This window comes from Mycolicibacterium sphagni, assembly GCF_002250655.1.
In the GTDB taxonomy this organism is placed as follows: domain Bacteria; phylum Actinomycetota; class Actinomycetes; order Mycobacteriales; family Mycobacteriaceae; genus Mycobacterium; species Mycobacterium sphagni.
On sequence record NZ_NOZR01000013.1, the window covers coordinates 127,776 to 149,506 of the forward strand.

General features: G+C 64.5%; 15 protein-coding genes, 1 tRNA gene and 2 pseudogenes. 9 read left to right on the plus strand and 9 right to left on the minus strand.

What is annotated here, in order from left to right; translation table 11 throughout:
• Nucleotides 1–7: 7 nt before the first annotated feature.
• Nucleotides 8–637, plus strand: coding sequence for a GAF domain-containing protein (locus CG716_RS16615; protein WP_094481477.1), 630 nt, complete (start codon nucleotides 8–10; stop codon nucleotides 635–637).
• Here the strand turns inward: CG716_RS16615 and CG716_RS31345 are convergent.
• Nucleotides 532–825: pseudogene (locus CG716_RS31345) on the minus strand (phage portal protein); the annotation flags it as partial. The gene CG716_RS16615 and the pseudogene CG716_RS31345 sit on opposite strands and share 106 nt — an antisense overlap.
• A 374-nt stretch (nucleotides 826–1,199) precedes the next feature.
• Between CG716_RS31345 and CG716_RS16625 the strand changes: the two are divergent.
• Both CG716_RS16625 and CG716_RS16630 read left to right on the plus strand, forming a co-directional pair.
• Nucleotides 1,200–1,519, plus strand: a pseudogene (locus tag CG716_RS16625) (tyrosine-type recombinase/integrase); the annotation flags it as partial.
• A tRNA-Ile gene (locus CG716_RS16630) sits at nucleotides 1,481–1,554 on the plus strand. The pseudogene CG716_RS16625 and the gene CG716_RS16630, both read left to right, overlap by 39 nt.
• Before the next feature lie 126 nt (nucleotides 1,555–1,680).
• On the opposite strand, the gene CG716_RS16635 is transcribed toward CG716_RS16630, so the two are convergent.
• Both CG716_RS16635 and CG716_RS16640 read right to left on the minus strand, forming a co-directional pair.
• Complete coding sequence (locus CG716_RS16635) at nucleotides 1,681–3,816, minus strand: acyltransferase family protein (protein ID WP_234817870.1); 2,136 nt, start codon at nucleotides 3,814–3,816, stop codon at nucleotides 1,681–1,683.
• Between the two features lie 24 nt (nucleotides 3,817–3,840).
• Nucleotides 3,841–4,221 carry a pentapeptide repeat-containing protein gene (locus CG716_RS16640; protein ID WP_094481481.1) on the minus strand — a complete coding sequence of 127 codons (381 nt, stop codon included), beginning with the start codon at nucleotides 4,219–4,221 and terminating at the stop codon, nucleotides 3,841–3,843.
• Between the two features lie 354 nt (nucleotides 4,222–4,575).
• Between CG716_RS16640 and CG716_RS16645 the strand changes: the two genes are divergently transcribed.
• The 3 genes from CG716_RS16645 (at nucleotide 4,576) to CG716_RS16655 (ending at nucleotide 6,490) form a co-directional block, all read left to right on the plus strand.
• Entirely contained in the window at nucleotides 4,576–5,721 is a 1,146-nt protein-coding gene (locus tag CG716_RS16645; protein WP_094481483.1) for a zinc-binding dehydrogenase, read from the plus strand.
• A gap of 99 nt (nucleotides 5,722–5,820) precedes the next feature.
• The gene (locus CG716_RS29900; protein ID WP_133066955.1) at nucleotides 5,821–6,060 is read left to right on the plus strand and encodes a hypothetical protein; all 240 of its coding nucleotides are present in this window, start codon (nucleotides 5,821–5,823) and stop codon (nucleotides 6,058–6,060) included.
• Nucleotides 6,061–6,106: 46 nt separating this feature from the next.
• Nucleotides 6,107–6,490 carry a hypothetical protein gene (locus tag CG716_RS16655; protein WP_133066956.1) on the plus strand — a complete coding sequence of 128 codons (384 nt, stop codon included), beginning with the start codon at nucleotides 6,107–6,109 and terminating at the stop codon, nucleotides 6,488–6,490.
• A gap of 67 nt (nucleotides 6,491–6,557) precedes the next feature.
• Here the strand turns inward: CG716_RS16655 and CG716_RS16660 are convergent, their stop codons facing one another.
• Genes CG716_RS16660 through CG716_RS16670 form a run of 3 tightly spaced genes read right to left on the minus strand, consistent with a single transcriptional unit; the run spans nucleotide 6,558 to nucleotide 12,146 of the window.
• The gene (locus tag CG716_RS16660) at nucleotides 6,558–9,956 is read right to left on the minus strand and encodes an ATP-binding protein (RefSeq protein ID WP_094481489.1); all 3,399 of its coding nucleotides are present in this window, start codon (nucleotides 9,954–9,956) and stop codon (nucleotides 6,558–6,560) included.
• Nucleotides 9,949–10,665 carry a DUF4194 domain-containing protein gene (locus CG716_RS16665; RefSeq protein ID WP_094481491.1) on the minus strand — a complete coding sequence of 239 codons (717 nt, stop codon included), beginning with the start codon at nucleotides 10,663–10,665 and terminating at the stop codon, nucleotides 9,949–9,951. Before CG716_RS16665 ends, CG716_RS16660 begins: the two co-directional genes overlap by 8 nt.
• Entirely contained in the window at nucleotides 10,662–12,146 is a 1,485-nt protein-coding gene (locus tag CG716_RS16670; RefSeq protein ID WP_094481493.1) for a DUF3375 domain-containing protein, read from the minus strand. Before CG716_RS16670 ends, CG716_RS16665 begins: the two co-directional genes overlap by 4 nt.
• An 886-nt stretch (nucleotides 12,147–13,032) precedes the next feature.
• Between CG716_RS16670 and CG716_RS30230 the strand changes: the two genes are divergently transcribed.
• Together CG716_RS30230 and purU are read left to right on the plus strand one after the other, a co-directional pair.
• On the plus strand, nucleotides 13,033–14,808 hold the full coding sequence (locus CG716_RS30230) for a PE family protein (RefSeq protein WP_474626735.1): 1,776 nt from the start codon (nucleotides 13,033–13,035) through the stop codon (nucleotides 14,806–14,808).
• A 156-nt stretch (nucleotides 14,809–14,964) separates the two neighbouring features.
• Nucleotides 14,965–15,840 carry a formyltetrahydrofolate deformylase gene (purU, locus tag CG716_RS16680; protein ID WP_094481559.1) on the plus strand — a complete coding sequence of 292 codons (876 nt, stop codon included), beginning with the start codon at nucleotides 14,965–14,967 and terminating at the stop codon, nucleotides 15,838–15,840.
• Nucleotides 15,841–15,860: 20 nt separating this feature from the next.
• Here purU and CG716_RS16685 read toward each other — a convergent pair whose 3' ends face one another.
• Nucleotides 15,861–16,301, minus strand: coding sequence for a nitroreductase/quinone reductase family protein (locus CG716_RS16685; RefSeq protein ID WP_094481495.1), 441 nt, complete (start codon nucleotides 16,299–16,301; stop codon nucleotides 15,861–15,863).
• 94 nt (nucleotides 16,302–16,395) lie between these two features.
• Here CG716_RS16685 and CG716_RS16690 point away from each other — a divergent pair, with 94 nt between their 5' ends.
• Nucleotides 16,396–16,965, plus strand: a complete 570-nt coding sequence (locus tag CG716_RS16690; protein ID WP_094481497.1) for a TetR/AcrR family transcriptional regulator — start codon at nucleotides 16,396–16,398, stop codon at nucleotides 16,963–16,965.
• Here CG716_RS16690 and CG716_RS16695 read toward each other — a convergent pair.
• On the minus strand, nucleotides 16,958–19,819 hold the full coding sequence (locus CG716_RS16695; protein ID WP_094481499.1) for an MMPL/RND family transporter: 2,862 nt from the start codon (nucleotides 19,817–19,819) through the stop codon (nucleotides 16,958–16,960). The two genes, CG716_RS16690 and CG716_RS16695, sit on opposite strands and share 8 nt — an antisense overlap.
• A gap of 91 nt (nucleotides 19,820–19,910) precedes the next feature.
• Nucleotides 19,911–21,731: family 2A encapsulin nanocompartment cargo protein cysteine desulfurase (locus CG716_RS16700; RefSeq protein ID WP_234817871.1), on the minus strand; the 1,821-nt coding region annotated here is incomplete at its 5' end.

A 21,731-nucleotide genomic window follows, 5' to 3' on the forward strand; every position in this document is an offset into this window, starting at 1 on the left:
TTCAGACATGTCTGATGCCGAACCCCACAAGACGGACACTACGGCGGGGCTCGCGCCCTTGGCCGGCCAGCTCGAGAAGATCGCGGAGCAGCTGGGGGTCAAGTCGGTCCTCGTGATGCGTTCCGAACCTGATTCGATGGTGGTTTCTGCCACCGCAGGGGAAGCCACGCAGCAATACACCGTCGGTGCGGCCGGCAGGAAAGCCCTGGAAGACAAGTCGAGGGTGCCGCTGTACTGCGAGCAGGTGGTCGACTCCGATAGCGCGTTGTTCGTCCGTGATTCCCGGAACGACGCCACCTTCGCCGGTAACGAGGATGAGGTGGAATTCGGTCTGCACAACTACTTGGGCCTCCCGGTACACGACGGTTCGGGAAAGGTCGTCGGGACGGTCTGCGTGCTCGACGACAGCGCGCGGGAGTACACCGACAAGGAGCGTGCGCAGCTGTCGGCGTTCGCCGGTGAAGTGGACATGGCCTTGTGCATCTCGGCAATGCCGGTACCCCAACTCGATTGCTTCTCAGACAGGCCAACGAGACTGTCGAGGACACCGATCCACGTTGCTATTTCTGACTTCTGGAAGGCCCGCGACTCTAGCCACTGGCTATCCTCGTTGCTGATCATGAACGGATGGATCTGAATGTTGCGGTTGATGAACCCGATTCGGCCGGCGTTGGCTGGACCGGTCAGGCCCCGGCCCATCTGGGCGGCCAGCTCGTGCGTATCCTCGGCGGTGGTGGACTCATCGAATGAAGCAATGGCACTGATCGTTGGGCCGTTGCCCTGGAAGTTCGCGGCGCCCTGATCCGCTGCCCAACCGGACGACAACGCATCACATGGCTTCGTGCCCGGTCCTGACCAGTCGGTTCATGTTGTTGATCTCACTGACGACCTTGCGGCGATCCGCGATGTCGAGAGCTCCACGCGAAGTTGGAGACGTTCCTCAAGAAGGGCAAGTAAGCCAGAGCGGGCCAGCCCGGTCACTCAGACACACCAACTCATGGGTGCGGTGCTGAAGAACGCCGTGCGGACGGGGCGGCTGACGAAGAACGTCGCGCTCGAAATCGACCCGAATCAGGATCTGCCCGAGGACCCTGAAAAGGAGCGCGTCTACCTGACCCACGCCGAGTTGCTCACCCTGGCACAGGCCTGCGGTCGATACGAGGTCGTCACCCTGATTCTCGGCTACATCACTGCGGCGCGAGGAGTATCGCCGTGCGTTCGACGCGGCGCGCGACGCCACGGGGCTGCCGGAAGGTCTCACCCCGCACGGGTTAAGGCATTCCTGCGCGTCGTTGGCGATCTCGGCGGGGGCCAACGTCAAAGTTGTTCAACGGATGTTGGGACACGCTTCGGCGGCAATGACGTCGACCTCTACGGCCATCTGTTTGATGACGACCTTGAGAAGGTGGCCGACGCGCTGGGCAAGGCCATCGATGCCACGGCCCGCTCGCGGCCAGCTAAGATACGGGCTGGTCGACCGGGGGCGGTAGCTCAGTCGGTTAGAGCCGGGCACTCATAATGCTCTGGTCGCGGGTTCGAGCCCCGCCCGCCCCACTTCTCAATGTGTGTGACCTCGGCTGATGGTTGACGTTGTGTCTTCGGGTGATGGGTGACAGTGTTTGGCTGATGCTTTACGGCTACTTCGGTTGATCCTTGACACCGGGGAGGGATGCCGGGTGCTCAGTGGGGCTGCTGCAGTCCGCTGGCCAACGCCTGCCTGATCCCATCCTGGATGGCCGGCGCGAGCGTCTTCGCGAACGTCGCGGTCAGGTGTGAGTTGACGCCGTCCTTGAGATCGCGGTAGACGATCGCGTTGCCGATAACGGAGGGGCAACGATCGGCATTGCAATAGAAGCGCGTCAGGTCGAGCAGCGTCGCACCCGGAACTGCTTGCGCCGCTGCAGGAAGCGTCTGATTCTCAGGGAAGGCCTGCGCTATCGGCGTGCCGCATTCGCCGGTGTGATCGCCGTCCAAACTGACTCGCGTGAGGCAGGCAAGTGCGTCGGCTGAGGTGGCCGGATTATCCCGCAAGACAAGGAAGCGACTTCCCGCCTTGGCGACAGGTGTCCACGCCGCCAGATAGTTGTTGACCGGCAGCCCGTAGTCGAAATTGGCGATTATCACCAGGTCATACGGGTGCGCAACCAGGTCGCTTTCAGTCTGGGCTAGCGCATCGTGGCACATCTTCCCTGGGGCCGGTGGATTTGACAGGATGCAGTCGGTCCCGACATAAGCAGTTAGTGACCACTTGTTGGCCTGCAACGTCGAGCGCAACGCTGGCAAAATAGCTTGCGCGTGCGAATCTCCCACCAGTGCGATGCGGAGCGCCCCATCACCGTCATAGCCGTAGTGGCAGGCGCCCGACGTCGCCGCGATGTTGCAATTCAGCTGCCCCTGCGTGTCGCGGGCGAACGTATCAACGGATGGCCGCAGCGGGACATCGGGGTTGCGCAGAGCACACCCGGGAGTCACCATCGCGGGCGCACCAAAGCACGGGTCGACCTTCTGGGCCGGCGCAGCGAATTGCGTCGGCTGCGGGTCGTCTTGGCCGCGGGCGAGTTCCTGCGTGACGGCGGCATCGTCTGCGGTCTGAATGACGAGGATCGAGATCACGACCAAACTGGCCGCCACGAGGCCAGAAAGTCCCCACACCGCTGGCCGCGTCCTGCGGTCGCGCTTGCTGGTGCGGGGGAGCAACCACTGGGACTTTCGGAGGGGGTCTTCATAGAAGTGGTAGGTGACGGCGGTCAACCCCAACGACAGTGCGATCGCAATGCTGTAGAACAGCCAGCCTCTTGGGAGAATCGCGTACAGCAGCGTGATCACCGGCCAGTGCCATAGGTAGAGCGTGTAGCTGGTGTCGCCGAACCACCGCGCAGCTCGGTTAGTGAGAGGCAACAAAAGGCGGGGTATCGGTGCGCCGTGGTACGAGGCGACCACCAACGCTGTGGCCAGCACTGGGAGCGCGGCCCACGGCGCCGGGAATCGTACCGTCGGACTGATCAGAAACAGGGACGCCGCGACGCCGGCCAACCCCAGGTAGGCCAGTACCGGCCGCAGATGTGAGGGGATTCGCTCGAGCATCGGACCCGCGATAGCCAGCATCGCGCCGACTCCGAGCTCCCAGACTCGGGTGAAGGTGGAGAAGTAGGCGGCGTTCGGGTCGACCGCTGATAAATACATCGCCCACGCGAAGGATGCGGCCACGACGGTGAACATGACCGCCGACAGGGCCCACTCGCGCGCTCGCCGGTTTGCCCGCCGGCGGATGCTCCTGGTCGCGGCGAAGACCAGAGCGATCAGGAATGGCCACACGAAATAGAACTGCTCCTCGATCGACAGCGACCAGTAATGCTGGATCGGTGACGGCGGCCGGGCGGATTGGAAGTAGTCGGCTCCGACGGCCTCGAAGTGCCAGTTCGACGCGAACACTGCGGCGTAGAGCGCATCGACGAGTGTGTCCTTGGCCCGGGTCGCGGTGAACAGGAGATAGGCGCCGCCTACGGTAACGGTCAGCACCAGGACGGCTGATGGGATGATGCGCTTCACCCGGCGGGTGTAGAAGTTCTGGAACGACAGGTGTCTCGTGGTTTTGCGTTCGCGGATCAGCAGGCCGGTGATGAAGAACCCGCTGAGGACGAAGAACACGTCGACGCCGACGAATCCGCCTGATGGCCAGTTGAATAGGTGGTTCGCGAACACCGTCAGGACGGCCACGGCGCGCATGCCTTGGAGGTCAGGGCGGCGATAGTCCGTCGATGATGGCCGCGTGATGCTGTCTGCCTGCACGTCGGCCGGGGATGAACGTGTGCTCACAAAGACCCCCCCGGATCTCGATGTTCAGTCAGAATCTACTTCAAACACACTGCGCATGCGACAGGTCAGTCGACGACAACATGTCTCGATATGTCTGCGCCGGGCATACTGCCCGCTGTTGGTCAGGTTGGCGTTGCTGAGGTTCGCGTCGGTGAGGCTGTCCCCGCTCAGGTCCTCGCGTTGCAAATCCGCACCGGAGAGGCTCTTGCCCGAGCAGTCCTTTGCAGCCACACACGCCGCCGTCCCCCACAACCCCACGTCACAACCGACCGGGAACAAGGTCCCGCGCAGCGGCCACAGCCCCCCGGTAAGAAGATCGGTAATCGGATTGGCCGGGAAAGTCGACAGCCACGTCCCGACTCTGTCCATGAATTGTTCGATGGTGCTACCGGCGGTCGCGACCACTTCACCAAAGGGTGTCGGTGTCACTGACGCCGCCGGGGTGGGAGTACCGGCCGTCGCAACTGCCGACTCGCTCGCTGGCTGGCCACGCCGTCGGTTGCCGCGGCCGCGGCTATCTGACTTTCTTCCACAGCGTGAATCGCTGAGGCAGGACCAGAGACCTGCCGGGACAATTCGACGTAGGCCGTTGTCCCACAGGGCGAACGGGTATTGCGTGGCATCTTCGGCGACCGCTCGGGCCGAATCTGTTGGTCGTGGGTTCGAGCCCCGCCCGCCCTGTGAGTTGGGAACATTTCCTTCGGCACCGGTAGTTCGTATGGTTGAGCATCAGCCGCAATCAGGAACGAGGCGTCAGCCATGGCCGCAGATCTGCCCGAAAAGGCCCTTGAATTGCGGTCGTTGGTGACCTCCACCGGCACGCTCGAACTCTCACTGCACGAGGTCGACGTACCGAAGCCAGCCGATAACGAGGTGCTGGTGCGGGTCGAGGCCTCGCCGATCAACCCATCGGACCTCGGACTGCTCGTCTCCACCGCGGACATGAGCGCCGCGACAGTCTCGGGCACGCCGGAACGCCCGGTCGTCACCGCGCCCATCAAGCAAGAAGCTCTGAAAACACTCACGGCGCGGCTCGACCAATCACTGCCAGTGGGCAACGAGGGCGCGGGCACTGTTGTCGCCGCGGGCTCATCCGAAGCCGCCCAGGCCCTCATCGGCACGATGGTCGGGATCGCCGGCGGGGCGATGTATTCCCAGTACCGCGCCGTCGATGCGCGGGCATGTCTGGTCCTCCCTGACGGCGCGTCGGCGCGAGACGGGGCATCGTCGTTCGTCAACCCGCTGACCGCACTCGGTATGACGGAAACCATGCGCCGCGAAGGACATTCAGCCCTCGTGCACACTGCCGCCGCCTCGAACCTCGGCCAGATGCTGGTCAAGCTCTGCCAGAAGGACGGCATACCGCTGGTCAATATCGTCCGCAAGACTGAGCAGGAGAAAATCCTGAAGTCCCTGGGCGCCGCTCACGTTGTGAACTCGACGTCTTCGTCGTTCGAGGCCGATCTCGTCGAGGCCCTGAAAGCGACCAAGGCGACGCTCGCGTTCGACGCCATCGGCGGCGGCACGCTGGCAAGCCAGATCCTCAACGGCATGGAACAGGCGGCCAGCGCGACCGCGGCGGAATACTCGCGTTATGGATCGACCGTGCACAAACAGGTGTACATCTACGGCGGACTCGACACCAGTCCAACCATTCTCACCAGAAATTTCGGCATGGCCTGGGGCATCGGTGGATGGTTACTGACGCCATTTCTGGCGGGTGCGGGTGCCGAGACCATCGGTCGGTTGCGCGCTCGGGTGGCAGACGAGCTCACCACGACATTCGCCAGTAGCTACACCCGAGAGGTGTCACTGGCCGGAATGCTCAACCACGACGCCTTCACCGAATACGTCAAACGCGCGACGGGTGAAAAGTTCCTCGTCACGCCGCAGGCCGCCCCTTAGATCGGAAATACGTATTTCGGCAACAAATCCGTCGATTAAATAGAGTGGACTGTCTCACTCGTTTAGGCTGCATTCGGCCCTCCAGCGGGGGGTGGCCAGATGGGAGCGCGCCACTATGGATCCTGCACGCACGCGAGCAATCGTCCGAGTCACGGCGGCCGCCGTCGCGCTTGGGTTGGTCGTGGCCGGCTGCGACAAGGACAGCTCGTCGACGCCGACGAGCACTTCGACTTCGACATCCACGTCGACCTCGACTTCGACATCGACCACCACGAGCGTCGAGGCGTCAGCGCCGACGGGCACACCGGATTACGCCTCGCTGCTGGTGAAGGCATCTGACATTCCTCAGGTCGGGCAAACCCCGTGGACGGGTGACGCGCCGAAGGTGACCACCACCCCCGCGCCCCCGGACGTGTCCCAGACATTCTCGTCGGGCACTGACGCCATCAACGTCTCGGTCATCATCGCCGACGACGCCGCCCAGGCTGCGACGGCTCTGACCGGCGCCTCGCAGAGCGTTCCGTCTCAGGTGACGGGTACGGCTGCGCCGCTGCCCAGCGTGGCCACCGACGCGACGGTCACCATCGGCACCTCGCCTGACGGCAAGTCCGCGATGGCGGCTCTGCTGTTCACCGTCGACCGGACCGTCTCGGTGCTGGTGTTCGGTAGTGCGCCGGGCGACACCAACCCGGTCCCGAAGGAATTCATCGAGGCCGTCGGTAAGGCCCAGGCCGCCGCGGTCGCCGCAGGCCTGCCCAACCTCAAGTAACGACGAAAAAGGCCAGGGGCTTGGTGCCCCTGGCCTTTTTTGTGCCGTGGTTCCGGACTGAGCCGCACTACACCGTCGCCGGCACGCGTTCCCGCGCCGCAGAATTGCGCATCTCGGCCCGCAACGAGGTGAAGTCGGAGATCGTCTTGGCTGCCACGGTGGCGACCGGGCGTGCGTTGCGGCTGGTGGCTTCCGTCTTGGACACCATGATCACGCTGTCGATGTAGGGCTGAATTGTGGTCGCGTTCTGCACGGTCGCCACGATGACGAGCTGGAAACCGAATTTCCGGAACGCCTGCAGCGCCTGCTGGGCGAACTGCGGGTCCGATTTGGAGAACGCCTCGTCGAGCATCAACTGAGCGAAAACCGGCTTGTTGTCGGCATTTTCGGCGGTAGCCGAAAACTCGGACTGCGCGGGGCTGGCGAGGTTGAAGCTCAGGGCGCCGGCCAGGCAGAAGGCCATCAGCTTCTCCTGCTCGCCACCGGAGTTGTCGCCGGCGTTGCTGTGCGTGCGGATCAGCTCCTCGGTGCTGACATCCCATTCGGCGCAATCGAACGTGAAGCGGTTGCGGACATCCAGCGCGTCGCGGGTCCAGGCCTTGTCCTCGGGCGCGGTCGACGCCAGCCGGTTGCGCAACCGCAGAATGTCGGCGTACTGATCCAGAATCGCCTGCTTGTCACCCATGCCCACCTCGGCAATGCGCCGGGAGATCGCGCGGACGATCTCGGTGAGCTCGGCGACCGCGGTCAGGTTGCGGGGCGTGGCGCGCAGCGTCAGCCGGGTTCCGTTGTTGAACTCGACGGCACCAAGTCCGGTGTTGACGCGGTCGATCTGCTCGCTGATCCGGCGCGTCTCCTGTTCGGCGACCCGGTGCAGGGTGAGGATGGCGTCGGGCGCCTGCTCGGTGACCAGCCGCATCATCCGCTCGTAGGCCTCGGGTAGTTCTCGCTCGTCGATGTGCCGGCACAGCGCCACGTAGTCGTGCACCCGCTCGTCGAAAACATCACTGTCGTTCGGGATCGCGTCGGGGAATGCCGTATCGAAGGTGTTGAGGATGCGGGCCAGCTCATCGTAAGAGCGCCTGCGGCTTTCGCGCAGCTGCTCACGTTCGCGGCGGATCGCGTTGAACACTGCCTCGCGGTGCGGCTCGGGGTTGAGCACCTCCAGCGTGACCGGTACGTCGGCGGCGTAGCGGTTCAGCAGCTCGGTCAGCGGCTCGGAGACGAACGCCGGCGCCAACCGGTCTTGCAGTTCGAGCAGCTGGGTACGACGGCCGTCCAGATCGTCGCGGCGGGTCTGGATGGCACCGCGTCGCGTCATCAGCGTCTGGATGTCCTCCCAGACTTCATCGGCGCGCGCGTTGAGCGCCTCGATGTCCGGATTGTCGGCCAGGAGCAGTTCGTACTGCTCCCGCAGCCGGTCGGCGTGCCCGTCGGCAGTGTCGATGTCGACCTGATTCCACTGCGGGAACTGCTCGCAGATCGCCTTGCAGGCTGCTGACCGGTCGCGCCACCGTTGACGTTGCGCCGCAATTTCATCGGCGGCCCGCCGCGCCTGCTGGTATGCCTCTTCGGCATTGGCGAGGTCGACAGTCAGAGCGTCGATCTTGGCCCGCACGTCACCTTGGTAGATATAGTCCGACTGCTTGAGCGGACGCCGGTCGTCCTTGATGGCCAGCCGCTCGGAATCCTTGTACAGCCCGGCGTCGGTGACCGCACGCCGGAAGCGGGAGAACACATCTGGGGTGTCGACGCAGATATGGTCGCCGGCGGCGGCGACGACATCGGCGGCCTCAGCGGCGCACGGATGGGTGGGGTCGACGACGAACAGCTTGCCGGCCAATGTATTCGGCTCGGCGTCCGCCGGGGCAGCGCCGACGAGACTCGCGCGCACATGGTGCAGTTGCAGCCGTCCGCCCATGTTGGTCTCGTTGACGAAGCGCAGCACCGCGGCATACTGATCGTCGGGCACCAGCAGGCGCAAGCCCACCCCGCGCAGTACCTTCTCGACCGCCACCCGCCAGCGGCTCTGCTCGGGTCGCAGGTCCATCAGCTCGGCGATGTAGGGCAGCTCGCTGGCGTCGACACCGACTGCGGCGCAGATGTGTTCGCGCATGGTGATCGCGAATTCGGGCAGTGCCGAGCCGACGTGCTCGACCCGCTTGAGCTCCTTGGCGGCGTCGTCACGGGCGATCCGCGCGGCCTTCTGCGCGTATTCGGCGTCGGTCGATGCTTCGCGGCCGCGGTCCAGCTTGGCCAGCAGTTCGGTGACCTCGCCTGACAGCTCCTCGCGCAGATTCCAGAAGTCGTCGGCGCTGTCGGGTACGTCGATGTCCTGGGTGTTCAGCATCGACTCGTAGGCAGCGCGGCGCCGTGACACCTGCTCGGCCTGCGCCTCGGCACCGGCCACCTGCGACTGCAGCGGGCCCAGGTTGGCGCTGGATCCACTGATCTGGGCGTTGAGTGAATCCCCTTCAGCCTTAGCCAGATTGAGCTGGCGGGTGACGTCCTCGTACTCGTTGCCGAGCTGGTCGATCGTGGCGTCCAGCGACTCGATCTGCGGCCCGCACTGCGCCAGCCGGACGTGATCGGTGTAGGCGCGCACCATCGGCTGGTCCACCAGGTCGATGATGCCCAGGTCCGAGGACTCCGAGGCGTAGCGCTGCTGGATCTTTTCGATATCGCCGAGGATCTTACGTTTGCGCTGCGCGACGGCCAGCAGTTCGCGAGCCTCCACCAGCGGGTCGATCTGCTTGAGCGCATCGGGTAGGCGGGTGAGGCTGCTGGGTTCGTCGAGCATGAACTCGCGAACGAACTGTTCCAGTCCACCAACGCTTTTCAGCGATTTCGCCTTGCCGAGCAGCTGCTGGGCGGCATCCGATGCTCGGATACCGATGGTGGCGTACAACTGGGCGAGGTACTGTGATTCGACCTTGGTGGAGAACCGCCATTCGTCGTCCTTGAACACCCCGGAGTCGAATCGCCCGGCCGCCCAACGGTTGCAGACGTCCTCGATGTCGCGGTCGCCGTCGGCCAGCACGAAGCGGCTCGACGAGTCCGACCGGGATTCTCCGGTCAGCCATTTCAGCACCAGGCCGGTGACGGTGCGCCCGGTGTTGCTGGTGTAGCTGACGGCTACCGCCGACCAGGCGGTGCCGTCGCCACGCAGGTACATCACCTTGCTGGCGCCTGCGTCGCTGCGCTGCCCCCAGGCGCCGCGCACGTACTTGTCGACGGTGCGCCGGCCCGCGTTGGACCCGGCAGCCGAATTATCGCCGGAGGCGTTGAAATTACGCCGGTTGAACGGTAGGAACCCGAGCGAAATCGCATCGAGCAGTGAGGATTTCCCGCTGCCGGAAGCGCCTGCGATCAGCGCGCCGCCGTCGCTGAACGGGATGTCGTGGTATCCGTCGAACACACCCCAGTTGATGATCTGCAGCCGCGACAAGTGGAACTGTTCACCCATCGAGCTGGGCCTCCTGTTCGTCACGCTCCGGTGCTGCGCCGCCGGACAGCAGGAGTTCGAACTGCTGCTGCAATTCGGCGATCACCGATGCGGTCATCACGGCGTTGATCACCGGGCTGATGATGTAGCTGTCTTCGTCGTCGCGCGTCCTGCGCAAGATCTCCAACCCTGCCAGCCTGGCGATGGCTCCGTCGACACGGGCGGTGAAGGTGACGGTGTCGCGATCGACATCGTTGAGCACGCCGGAGAACAGCCCATGCACTTCCTCGCGGCTGATCAGCACGGCCTGCCCACCGGAAGCGCGCATCATCTGCGCCAGGTGCAACGCCAGGATGGAGTCGTAGGTGCCCAGCGGCTCGCGGCGCAAAAGCTTGACACCCCTGGCTGATTCGTAGCGGGCCTGTTCGACGAATGCCACTCCACCTGATTCATACCCGACGTCTGTGACCCGCAACATCAGGTCGAGTTCGGATAGTCGCACGCAGAGCTGCGCCCGGTATTCCAGCACCCAGCTGTACAGGTCGGCATCGGCCTCGGCACTGATGTAGCGGCGGGTCAGCAGCTGCTGCAGCGCCCAGCAGGCCCGGTCGGGCAGCTCGCTGACGTCGCCGTCGAAACGCGGACGCCGTTGATGCGGGGTACGGGCGGTCTGGTCGACCTGGGGCAGCGCACTGAGACCCGTGATGTCGATGTCGGAGATATCCGTCATGCGCCGGCCCCCAACATGCTCGAGATCGGTTCGGTGAACACCAAGTGCGGAACCTCCATCTCGCGGTCACGGCCGTCCAGCGACTGGAACCGGACGGTGACCGACTTCTGCGCGGCTGTGTCTGTTTGTGATGGCTGCTTGAGCGCCCAAGACCACAGCACGATGACGTGACCCAGATACGGCGCGTCGAGCATCTCCAGCGCCTCGGGCAGGGTCAGGCGCCCGCCGCCGTCCAGTGCGGTGTTGATCATCTCCGACATCGCGGGTGCGTCGACCTGGGTGGTCAGCGCCGCGAAGCTGGACAGGTCGAGCTCGCCTTCCGCGACGTGGGCGGGCTTGGGATTCGACAGCTCACCGATCCGAAAGCTCAGTGCGCCAACCGAACTGATGGCGTGGCGGGCTAAGGGAAGTTCGATGTCGATGCGCGAGTCGGTCAGCGAGCTCTTGAGTAGCGCGCGTGCGGCGCCGATCGCGTCGTTGAGCTGGCGCGCCACCCCGCGGCTCTGCTCCAAGGTGCCGAATGCGGTGAACCGTTTGACCCGCTGGGCGCAGCGTTGCTGGATGCGTTCCACCTCGTCGATCTGCTGACCGACGAGTTCGAAGAAACCGGCCATCACCTTGCGCAGCGCCGGGTCCAAGGCGGGCAGTGAGTGGGCGACGGCGGCGACGTCGGCCTCGAACTCGGCGCGCTGGTCGGGGTCGTTGATCATCCGAAGGAAGGCGCGGTGACTGTCGCGTCCCTGGGAGTCCCAGGCGGTCTGGTAGTCGGCGTACATCTGACGCTGCCGGTCGCGGTAGGCCAGGTTGCTGTCGATCGGCTCGTCGAGCGCTGCGGTGGCACGCTCGATCATGGTGCCGTACTGGCCGATGTCGGTGATCAGCCGTTCCATCTGCAGGGCGATGGCGTGGGCCTCGTCGTACATGTCGGTCATATCGACGTCGGCGGTCCGGCCGCCCAGGTCCTCGCCGCGCTCCAGCGCATCGAGTTCTGCGGTCAGCGCGTTGATTTCGGCTTTGATGCCGGCGCGGATGCGCACCGGGTCGTTGCCGACGCGCAGGGCGATCTGCTTGAGGCGTGAGGCGATGCCGTTGATGGATCCGCCGGTGGCGATGGTGTCCTGGCGTCGCAGTCCGCGCAGGAAGTCCAGGGCCCGGCGGGCGTCCTGGGTCAGGTAGCAGAGATTGCGTTCCACGCCGGTGCGCTGGTCGGCCACCCGGTGCAGCCAGCCCTGACTGGCCCAGCTCTTGATCAAGCCCAGGCCGGATTGCTCGCCGCCGGGGCGGCCGAGCTCGTCGAGATCGCGTTCGAGCCGGACCACGAGTTCGGTCTCGCTGATTACGCCGGCGCTGAGGTGGCGTTCCATCAGGGTGGCGTAACCGCCCAGATTGAGGGTGGCCAGCAGGCGGATCGTGGGGGAGCCCTGGATGTCGCGATTGATTTCGAGGAGGTCGGCGGCCGACAAGGTGGTGTCGTCGTCCACGCCGTTTCTCCCTCGATGTAGTTGGTCGGACGCTCCAAGATAGGCCACCGCGCTGACATCGGACGGCCCCGTCCGCGGGTGTCGGCCGCGTATTCAGGAAGGTCTGCCCCAGGTGCCTCAGGAGTCAATACGCGCCTCGCTTGTCACACGGGTGGGTGGCAAGGATTGCCGCCTACATGTCCCCGCCAACGGCGATACGGGCGGCATAACGGCTCGAGTGGGTTTGCTGCGATTCACGCATCTGCGCGGATCTAGCTACGTCCAAAATGCCGTAATCGGCACTAGCGCCGGTGATTAGAATTTTATAGCAGCAATCGGTGCGGCCACTTCTACACGATTTGCTGGTTGATTTCTATGTGACAGTTGACACATCTTGGGTGACGAGCCTAGGGTTGGCACTAATCAGATTTTTGAGGATCGCATTAGGTCAGCTGTCGCGAGGAAATCAGACAGCTCACAAAGGATCTGCAAATGACGGCGAAAAAGCCATCAAGCGTAATCAGGCATTCCGTGCTTTCTGCTGCTCAGCGACAGGTCTGGTCGCAGCTTTAATCTCGCCGGCATCGCGGCGTTGGTTGTGAGGATGCCAACCATATCTGCAGCATAACGCCGGTGATTGGATCCGCCGCACAGCGCCTTAGCGTGTTGCGCATTGGGCGCGATCGACATCTAACTTCAACATAATTTTGGGTCAGTCTCAGACTGGCCTATCCAGCTTTGCGTTTGAAATACGTTTCAATGCGTGAAGAACGTCCAGTGGGGTGGTGTTCTTCCGGGGGGAGCTCGCCAAAAACAATAGGACCTGGGAAATCCTAATCTGCAGTCCATTAATTTTGCGAGCCTGAAATAAGGCTCAACATCAGTAACTCAAAACAGGAGCAAGACAATGAGAAAATACATCTATCCATGTGCAACGGGAATCGCGATGGTCGGAGCGGGTGCCTCCTTGGCGTTCGGCGCCGGTGCCGCGCAGGCCGCGCCTGCGCTCGCCCCGCCTCTGTCACCAGCGTCAAGCGCTGAGGCATCGACCGGGCTTCAATGCCTCATGGTGGGATCCGGATGTTCGGCCAGTAGCGCTCTTCAGGCCAACGCCTCTGCGGTCACCCTGAACTCACCCACCCCGAATATGCTGGCCGCCCAGCTATTCAGCCCAGCTGGTGTGAATGAACCTCTCTACGGCCTCATTGGGCTCGCCGGGCAGATCCCGATCGTGAATATCTTCATCGCCAACGGCACCAATGGTGCGGCGGGCTCGGGCGTCAATGGTGGGAATGCCGGTCTCTTGATCGGCTACGGCGGTATCGGTGGCTCCGGGTCAGCGGGACTGACCGGCGGCAACGGCGGCAACGGCGGCCTGTTCTTCGGCAGTGGTGGTGGCGGCGGAGCCGGCGGAACCAGTGCGGCAGGCGGCAATGGCGGGAATGCCGGCTCTTTGGCGTTGTTCGGTCACGGCGGTAACGGCGGGACCGGCGGCAACGGCACGCTCGGTACGACCGGCGGCGCAGGTACCGGCACGGCTGCTAACGGCGTGACCGGCACGGCTGGCACGACGACGGGCACAACGGGTGCCGACGGTGTGAACCCGACTCCGAGCGGTGCTCCGGGCGTCGAGGGCATGGCGGGTGCGACCAGCACCGTGACCGGCGGTAACGGCGTCGCCGGCACCGACGGCAACGGCGGCGGCCAAGGTGGCGCTGGCGGTGCCGTGGCGGGCGCAGCGCCCCTTGCGACCGGCGGTAACGGCGCGGCCGGCGGCAATGGAACTGCTGGATCCAACGGTGGCGCAGGCGGCGCAGGCGGCGCCTCGTCCACCACCGCGACAGGTGGGCTGGCTGTCGGGGGTAACGGTGCCAACGGTGGCAACGGTGGAACCGGTAACACCAATGGTGGCGCTGGGGGCGCCGGCGGAGCTGCGGTCAGCACCACGGGTGTCGGTACTGGCGGAACCGGCGGTAACGGCGGTAACGGTGGAACCGGTGTCGCAGGCCAGGCCGGCGGAACCGGAAGTGCTGGCGGAGCCGGCACCAACGGTGCCAACGGGACCAACGTCGGAGGCAACGGCACTGCGGGTGGACCCGCAGGCGTCGGTGGCAACGGTGGCACAGGTGGCCTCCTCGGTAGCGGAGGTGCGGCGGGTAACGGCGGCACCGGCGGCACCGGCGGCACCGGCGGTGCAGGCCAGGCCGGCGGTAACGGCGGCGCAGGTGGAACCGGCGCTGCGGGCGGGACCGGCGGAGCCGGTGCCGCTGGTGGTAACGGCGGCGTCGGCGGTGCCGGCGGAGCTGGCACGGGCGCTGGTGGAACCGGCGTCGGTGGCACAGGTGGACTCGGTGGTTCGGGTGCAACAGGCGGTTCGGGCGGTGCTGGTGGAACCGGCGGCGCAGGTGGGACCGGTGGAACCGGTGGCACCGGCGCTGCAGGTGGGACCGGCGGAACCGGTGGCAGCGGCGCTGCAGCCGGAACCCCGGGTCACGGCGGGCTGCTCGGCCACACCGGTCATACCGGCACGGCCGGTAGCAACGGCGCGACCGGCACCACCGGAGCGACCGGCGCGACCGGAACAACCGGGGTGAAGGGCAACACCGGTGCAACCGGTGCAACCGGTGCCACTGGCGCCAACGGCACCAACGGCGCTCACGGCGCTCACGGCGCCTCGTCATAACTGATACGGCGGCGGCCCCGATCAGAGGCTGCTGCTGTTAGGGCACTTGGGGCGTCGGCTACCGCCGGCGCCCTGAGTGCTTGAGTATGAAGGATTCTGAGAGACATGGCATTTCGCAATGGCGCCCAGGCCCCGGCGAACGGGCGGTACCCCCAGATGATTCCGGGGGCGCCGGCGAAAGCGGACGTCGGCCGATTGCTGCTGCACTGTGCCGACCGTCCGGGGTTGGTGGCGGCCGTCAGTGCATTCCTCGCTCGGGCCGGTGCCAATATCGTGTCGCTGGATCAGCATTCGACTCAGTATTCGGGCGGAAAATTCATGCAGCGCACAATCTTTCACCTCCCTGAATTGTCGACTGTGCGCGCCGCTCTGGAGCGAGACTTCGCTGAACAGGTGGCTTCACAGTTCGATATGGACTTCGCATTCACTGAGGCCGCCCAACCCAAGCGGGTGGCGATCATGGCGTCGACGGCTGACCATTGTCTTCTGGACCTGCTGTGGCGCAACCGCCGTGGTGAGCTGGACATGTCGGTGGTGATGGTGATTTCGAACCACCCCCACCTGGCCGATCAGGTGCGCCCGTTCGGTATCCCGTTCGTCCACGTGCCCGCTACCAAAGACCTTCGGGCACAAGCCGAACAACATCAACTCGAGATGCTGCGCGGCAACATCGACCTTGTGGTACTGGCCCGCTACATGCAGATCCTCTCGCCGCATTTCCTCGCCGAGGTCGGTTGCCCTCTGATCAACATTCATCACTCATTCCTGCCAAGTTTCGTCGGCGCCGCACCGTATCGCCAGGCGAAGGACCGCGGCGTCAAACTCGTCGGGGCGACAGCGCACTACGTGACCGAAACACTCGACGAAGGACCCATCATCGAACAAGACGTCGTGCGAGTCGACCACCGCCATGATGTCGGCGACCTGACCCGCCTCGGTGCGGATGTCGAACGCGCTGTGCTGTCCCGCGCGGTGCTGTGGCACTGTCAGGACCGCATCATCCGACATGGCAACCAGACAATCGTCTTCTGAGGAACTCCCCCAGGTCGGCATCAGTCCACGAAGTCGATACGAACGCTGATCGGATCGGATTGCAGCGCCTTGAACGTGGCGATCACCAGCGGCGACAGCAGCGCCGACGTCGCAAAGGTTCGAACTCGCGCCAGCGGGTCGTCATCGGGCACGAAATGCGCAGTACCGCTTCGCCATCGATGCCCCTGCCGGATACGGACATTCGGATCGTCGGCGACATTGAGTGCCCACCCGGACCGATGCCCATGCTGGGAAATCACCCACGCACCGGTCGCGTCGAAACCCGCGGAAACGGGGACCGAGCGCCATTGCCCCGACTTGCGGCCCATCGTCTGCAGCTCCGTCGCGAACGTGGTGCGGACACCGATGCGCCGAAACAGTGTCACCGCTGGATTGGCGACGTACCGGCCCACGATGCGTTCTCGGCGGAATTTCCGTAATGCTTGATTGGCCGTACTCATCACGGCCCCCTTCCTTGCAGTTGTAGACCGATCGATCTACTAAGCTTCATGCGATAGTAGACTGATTGGTCTAGTGCAATGGACGGAGGGCGCGATGTCAGCCAGGCAACGCTTGATCGACACCACGATCGCGCTGGTGCGCCGGCGTGGAGTGGGTAGCGCGAGCGTTTCGCAGATCCTCGAACACAGTGGCTTGGCGCGTCGCACGCTCTACCTGAATTTTCCGGATGGCAAGCCCGAATTAGTCGCCGCGGCAACCGAATCCGCTGCCGCGGGGTTCGCGGCGATGCTCGAGGGAATCGTCGTTGAAGGCGACCCGATTGCATCGGTCCAGGCATTCGTGCTGGCCTGGGAGGCTGCGCTGGCCGACAGCGACTACGGGGCCGGCTGTCCGATTGTGGCGGCCACGCTGGGCAGGTCTGAGGCGCCGGCGGCGGCGGCGGCGGCTGCCGCCGACGCCTTCACGCGATGGGTGCGACTCATCGCGCGGCCCGTCGAGGCGGCCGGACTCGACCCCAGCTCCGCAGAAGATCTCGCGACCACCGTCGTCGCGACCATCGAGGGCGCCGTGATCATGTCGATGGCGGCTCGATCGTCGGTCCCGCTACAGCGGGCTGGTCGTGATCTGGCAACGCTGATCCGGGCGAAGCTCGGAGCTACCTGAGTAGCTGACCGTGCGGCCGCTTGGATAGAGGTTTGGGCCGCACGGTTTGCGGCCACCAGAACCACGGCCCCATTATCGCGGCGATCGCCGGCGTCATGAACGCACGCACCACCAGGGTGTCGAACAGCAGGCCGAGCCCGATCGTCGTGCCCACCTGAGCGACCACCACCATCGCGCTGACCGACATCGAGATCATGGTGAACGCGAACACCAGGCCCGCCGCCGTCACCACCGAACCGCTGCCGCCCATCGCGCGGATGATGCCGGTATTGATTCCGGCGGGTATCTCCTCTTTCATCCGAGACACCAACAGCAGGTTGTAGTCGGCACCGACCGCCAACAAGATGATGACCGCCATGGCCATCACCATGAATTGCAGCTCCATGCCCAATATGTGCTGCCACAACAGAACTGAGAGCCCGAACGACGCCCCGAGCGAGAGCACCACCGTGCCGACGATCACCGCCGCAGCGACGATGGCGCGGGTGATGATCAGCATGATGATGAAGATCAGCGACAACGCGGCCACTCCGGCGATCAGCAGGTCGTACTCGTTGCCCTCCTGCAAGTCCTTGAAGGCGGACGCGGTACCGCCCAGGTAGATCCTCGAGCCCTCCAGAGGCGTGCCCTTGATGGCCTCGAAAGCAGCGTTCTTGATCGCGTCGATGCGCTTGATGCCGTCGGCCGACAACGGGTCTTCCTCGTGGGAGATGATGAACCGGATCGCGTGGCCGTTGGGGGAGATGAAATTCTTTATGCCGCGCTTGAATTCGTCGTTGTCGAAGATCTCCGGCGGTAAATAGAACGTGTCGTCGTTGAGCGAGTCGTTGAACGCCGCACCCATGGCGGATTGGTTCTGGCTCAGCGCGGCCTGCTGATCCTGCTGGCTGGCCTGGGTGGCCTGCTGGGTCAGCATCATGATCCGCATCCGCTTCATCGATTCGATGGTCGGGCGCATCAGCGAAACCATTTGCGGCATCAGGGCATCCAGCCGGTGCATGTCCGGGAGCAGCGATTGGATGTCGTCGACCATGGTGTCGACGCCGTCAAGGGTGTCGAACACCGATCGGATAGACCAGCACATCGGGATGTCGTAGCAGTGCGGTTCCCAGTAGAGGTAACTGCGGATCGGACGGAAGAAGTCGTCGAATTCCGCGATGTGATCCCGCAGCGCGGCGATGTCCAGCGTCATGGTGTCCATCTTGGCCACCATGTCGTGCATCATGTTGCTCATCTCTTCCATCAAGTCGATCATCTGCGTCATCGTGTTGATGGTCTGCTGCATCTGCTCGCCCTGAACCAGCATGTCCTTCATGCGGTCTTCCATGTACGAGCGGTTCATCGTCTGGTTGGTGCCGCCCATGCTGATCTGGGCCGGAATCGTGCTGTACTTCAACGGCTTCCCGGCTGGGCGGGTGATCGACTGCACCCGGCCGATGCCGGGGACCTTGGAGATGGCCTTGCTGATCCGCTCTATCACCAAGAAGTCCGCTGAGTTGCGGACGTCGTGATCGGTCTCGATCAAGAGCATTTCGGGGTTCATCCGGGCGATCGGGAAGTGGCGCTCGGCCGCCGCGAAGCCCTCGTTGGCCGGCAGGTCGGCAGGCAGGTACTTGCGGTCGTTGTAGCTCGGTTGATAGCCCGGCAGAGTGATCAACCCGATCAGGGCGATCATGATCGTCGCAAGCAGAATGCCGGCGGGCCAGCGCACCACCAGCGCGCCCAGCTTTCGCCAGAACCGAATTCGCATCGCGCGCTTGGGCTCCAGCAGCCCGAAGCGGCTGGCGACGGTGATGATCGCCGCGCCGAGCGTCAACGCGGAGATCACGGCAACCACCATGCCCACGGCCAGTGGCACACCCAGCGACTTGAAATACGGCAGCCGGGTGAAGGACAGGCAGAACGTCGCCCCGGCGATGGTCATGCCCGAGGCCAGCACCACGTGAGCGGTGCCGTGGTACATCGTGTAGTAAGCGGATTCTTTGTCCTCGCCGAGCGCCCGGGCCTCTTGATATCGCCCGATCAGGAAGATCGCGTAGTCGGTTGTCGCGGCTATCGCCAGCGTCACGAGCAACTGGGTCGCGAAGGGCGACAGCCCGATCAGGTTGTGATAGCCCAGGAACGCCACCGCGCCGCGGGTCACCGACAGGCCGAGCACCAGCATCACCAGCACGAGGATGACGGTGACGACCGACCGGTAGAAGAACAGCAGCATCACCAGGATGACGGTGATGGTGGTGAGCTCGATCAGCCTGATGCTGGCGTCGCCGGCCTGCTGCTGATCAGCCTGCAACGCCGGGCCGCCGGTCACGAACACCTTCACACCCGGTGGCGGCGACAAGCCCTTGACGATTTTCTGGACGGCTTCGACCGAGTCGTTACCGAGCGTCTCGCCCATGTTCCCGGCGAGCGCCACCTGCACGTAGACGGCCTTGCTGTCCGCGCTCAGCGCACCGGCCTCGGTGAGTGGATCACCCCAGAAATCCTGGATGTGCTGCACGTGCGTGGTGTCGGCACGCAGCTTGGCGACCATCTCGTTGTAGAAGTGGTGCGCGGCATCGCCCAGAGGCTGGTCGCCCTCGAGGACGATCATCGCCGAGCTGTCCGAGTCGGACTCTTCGAAGACCTTGCCTGAACGCATCATCGCGATCACCGATGGCGCGTCTTTGGGGGACATCGAGACCGCACGCAGCCGACCCACTTCGTCCAGCTGCGGGACGACCGTGTTCAAGACGACGATCAGGCCGACCCAGCCGAGGATGATGGGCACCGCCAGGCGGCGGATCCATTTGGCCAAGGCTGGTCGGTGAGGCTGCTCAGCAGCGACCACGCGCTCTTCGGTCGGGGCGCTCACCAGGCCCAAGTCCTCCCCGTTACGGCAATTTACTTAGACAGTCATACCAGACGTCGGGGGGTGTGGGTGAGGTAGGTAACGCGGTTCTCCTCTAACCGGTGTTCGCGCCGCCGTCGGCGATGCGTCGTACCGCGTTGATGAAGACGTCGATTTCGTCGTAGGTGTTGTAGAAGGCGAATGATGGGCGAACGGTGGCTTCGATGCCCATTCGTCGCAGGATGGGTTGTGCGCAGTGATGTCCGGCGCGTACCGCGATGCCTTCGGTGTTGAGGGCTTTGCCGACTTCGAGCGGCTCGTGGCCGGCGAGCACGAAGGACAGCACGCTGGCCTTTTCGTCGGCGGTGCCGATCAGGCGGACTCCGTTGATAGCGGCTAGTCGGGGTGTGGCGTAGTCCAGTAGTGCGTGTTCGTAGGCGGCGATGCGGTCGATGCCTATCTTCTCGACGTAGCGCAGGGCTTCTCCGAGTCCGACGGCGTCGGCGATGTTGCCGGTGCCGGCTTCGAACTTGTTGGGCAGGCCCTGATACAGCGAGCGTTCGAAGGTGACGTCGGCGATCATGTTGCCGCCGCCCTGCCATGGTGGGGTTTCGGCTAGGGCCTGCTCGGTGCCGTAGAGCACGCCGATGCCGGTGGGTCCGAAGATCTTGTGTCCGGAGAACACGAGGAAGTCGGCGCCGGTCTTGTTGACGTTGATCGGGATGTGGGGGATCGATTGGGCGGCGTCGATGAGGACTCGGGCGCCGTAGCGGTGGCCGAGTTCGACGATTTTGTCCACCGGTGTGATTGTGCCCAGCGCGTTGGACACCTGGGTTGCGGCTACTAGTTTGGTTCGCGGGCCGAGCAGGTCCTCGAACTCGCCGAGTAGCAGGTTGCCGGCGTCGTCGACGGGCGCCACCTTGAGGATGGCGCCGGTCTTCTGTGAGATCATTTGCCAGGGAACGATATTGGCGTGGTGTTCGAGGTGGGTGATGAGGATCTCGTCGCCCGGCTTGAGGTGTTTGCCGCCCCAGGCATTGGCTACCAGGTTGATGGCTTCGGTGGTGCCGCGCACGAAGATGATCTGTTCGGATTTTGGTGCTCCGATGAAGCGCCGAACGGTTTCTCGGGCTTCTTCGTAGGCGTCGGTGGCGCGGGCGGCCAATTCGTGTGCGGCGCGGTGGATGTTGGAGTTCTCGTGGGCGTAGAAATAGGCCAGGCGGTCGATCACGGCCTGGGGCTTTTGGGTGGTGGCCGCGTTGTCGAACCAGATCAGCGGTTTGCCGTTGACGGTTTCGCGCAGGATCGGGAAATCGGCCCGGATCGCGTCGACGTCGAAAATCTCGTGACGGTCCGGATACTGCGGCACCGGTTCGGGCAGCGCCGGTGCGCCGGAGATGAAGTAGTAGTTCGACTCGTCACCGGTTGGCGTGAGCGTGGCAATAGGGATGTCGGGGATCGCGGGAATCTCCGTCGGCCACCCGGGCGTCGAACCGCGGGGCGCCACCGGCGCGCTGGGCGTCGGTCGGGCCAGCACTCCCGGCACCGTGGGCACGATGCCAGTCGGCACGGCGAATTCCTCGAGATGTGGCGGGGTGTAGATGTCGCCCACCCCGGCCACCGCATGCCCGGCTGACGGAGCGGTGGTGACATCTGGTGCGTTTCCGCGCGGGGCAACCGGCACCGTCTGCGGTGGAACCGGTTCGGGCCCAGGCGAACTCGGAGGCGGCAACGTCATCCCAGGGGCTTCGGTGAACACCGCGGGCGGTGAGACCGGCTGCGCTCCCGCGCCGGCCGCGCCGTAGGACGCGGCAGCCGATGTCGTGTCGGGGACTGAGCCGCGCGGAGCGGGCGCAGTCGTCTGGGGCGGGCTGTCGTTACCGGGCCGGAAGCTGGCGGCGAACAGCTGGTTGGCCATTGCGGCTAGTTCGGCCTC

Excerpts from the sequence above, each read along its gene's own strand:
- CG716_RS16615 (WP_094481477.1), top strand. The coding sequence starts at position 8 with ATGTCTGATGCCGAACCCCACAAGACGGACACTACGGCGGGGCTCGCG.
- CG716_RS16645 (WP_094481483.1), top strand. The coding sequence starts at position 4,576 with ATGGCCGCAGATCTGCCCGAAAAGGCCCTTGAATTGCGGTCGTTGGTG.
- CG716_RS29900 (WP_133066955.1), top strand. The coding sequence starts at position 5,821 with ATGGGAGCGCGCCACTATGGATCCTGCACGCACGCGAGCAATCGTCCG.
- CG716_RS16660 (WP_094481489.1), bottom strand. The coding sequence starts at position 9,956 with ATGGGTGAACAGTTCCACTTGTCGCGGCTGCAGATCATCAACTGGGGT.
- CG716_RS16665 (WP_094481491.1), bottom strand. The coding sequence starts at position 10,665 with ATGACGGATATCTCCGACATCGACATCACGGGTCTCAGTGCGCTGCCC.
- CG716_RS30230 (WP_474626735.1), top strand. The coding sequence starts at position 13,033 with ATGAGAAAATACATCTATCCATGTGCAACGGGAATCGCGATGGTCGGA.
- purU (WP_094481559.1), top strand. The coding sequence starts at position 14,965 with ATGATTCCGGGGGCGCCGGCGAAAGCGGACGTCGGCCGATTGCTGCTG.
- CG716_RS16685 (WP_094481495.1), bottom strand. The coding sequence starts at position 16,301 with ATGAGTACGGCCAATCAAGCATTACGGAAATTCCGCCGAGAACGCATC.
- CG716_RS16690 (WP_094481497.1), top strand. The coding sequence starts at position 16,396 with ATGTCAGCCAGGCAACGCTTGATCGACACCACGATCGCGCTGGTGCGC.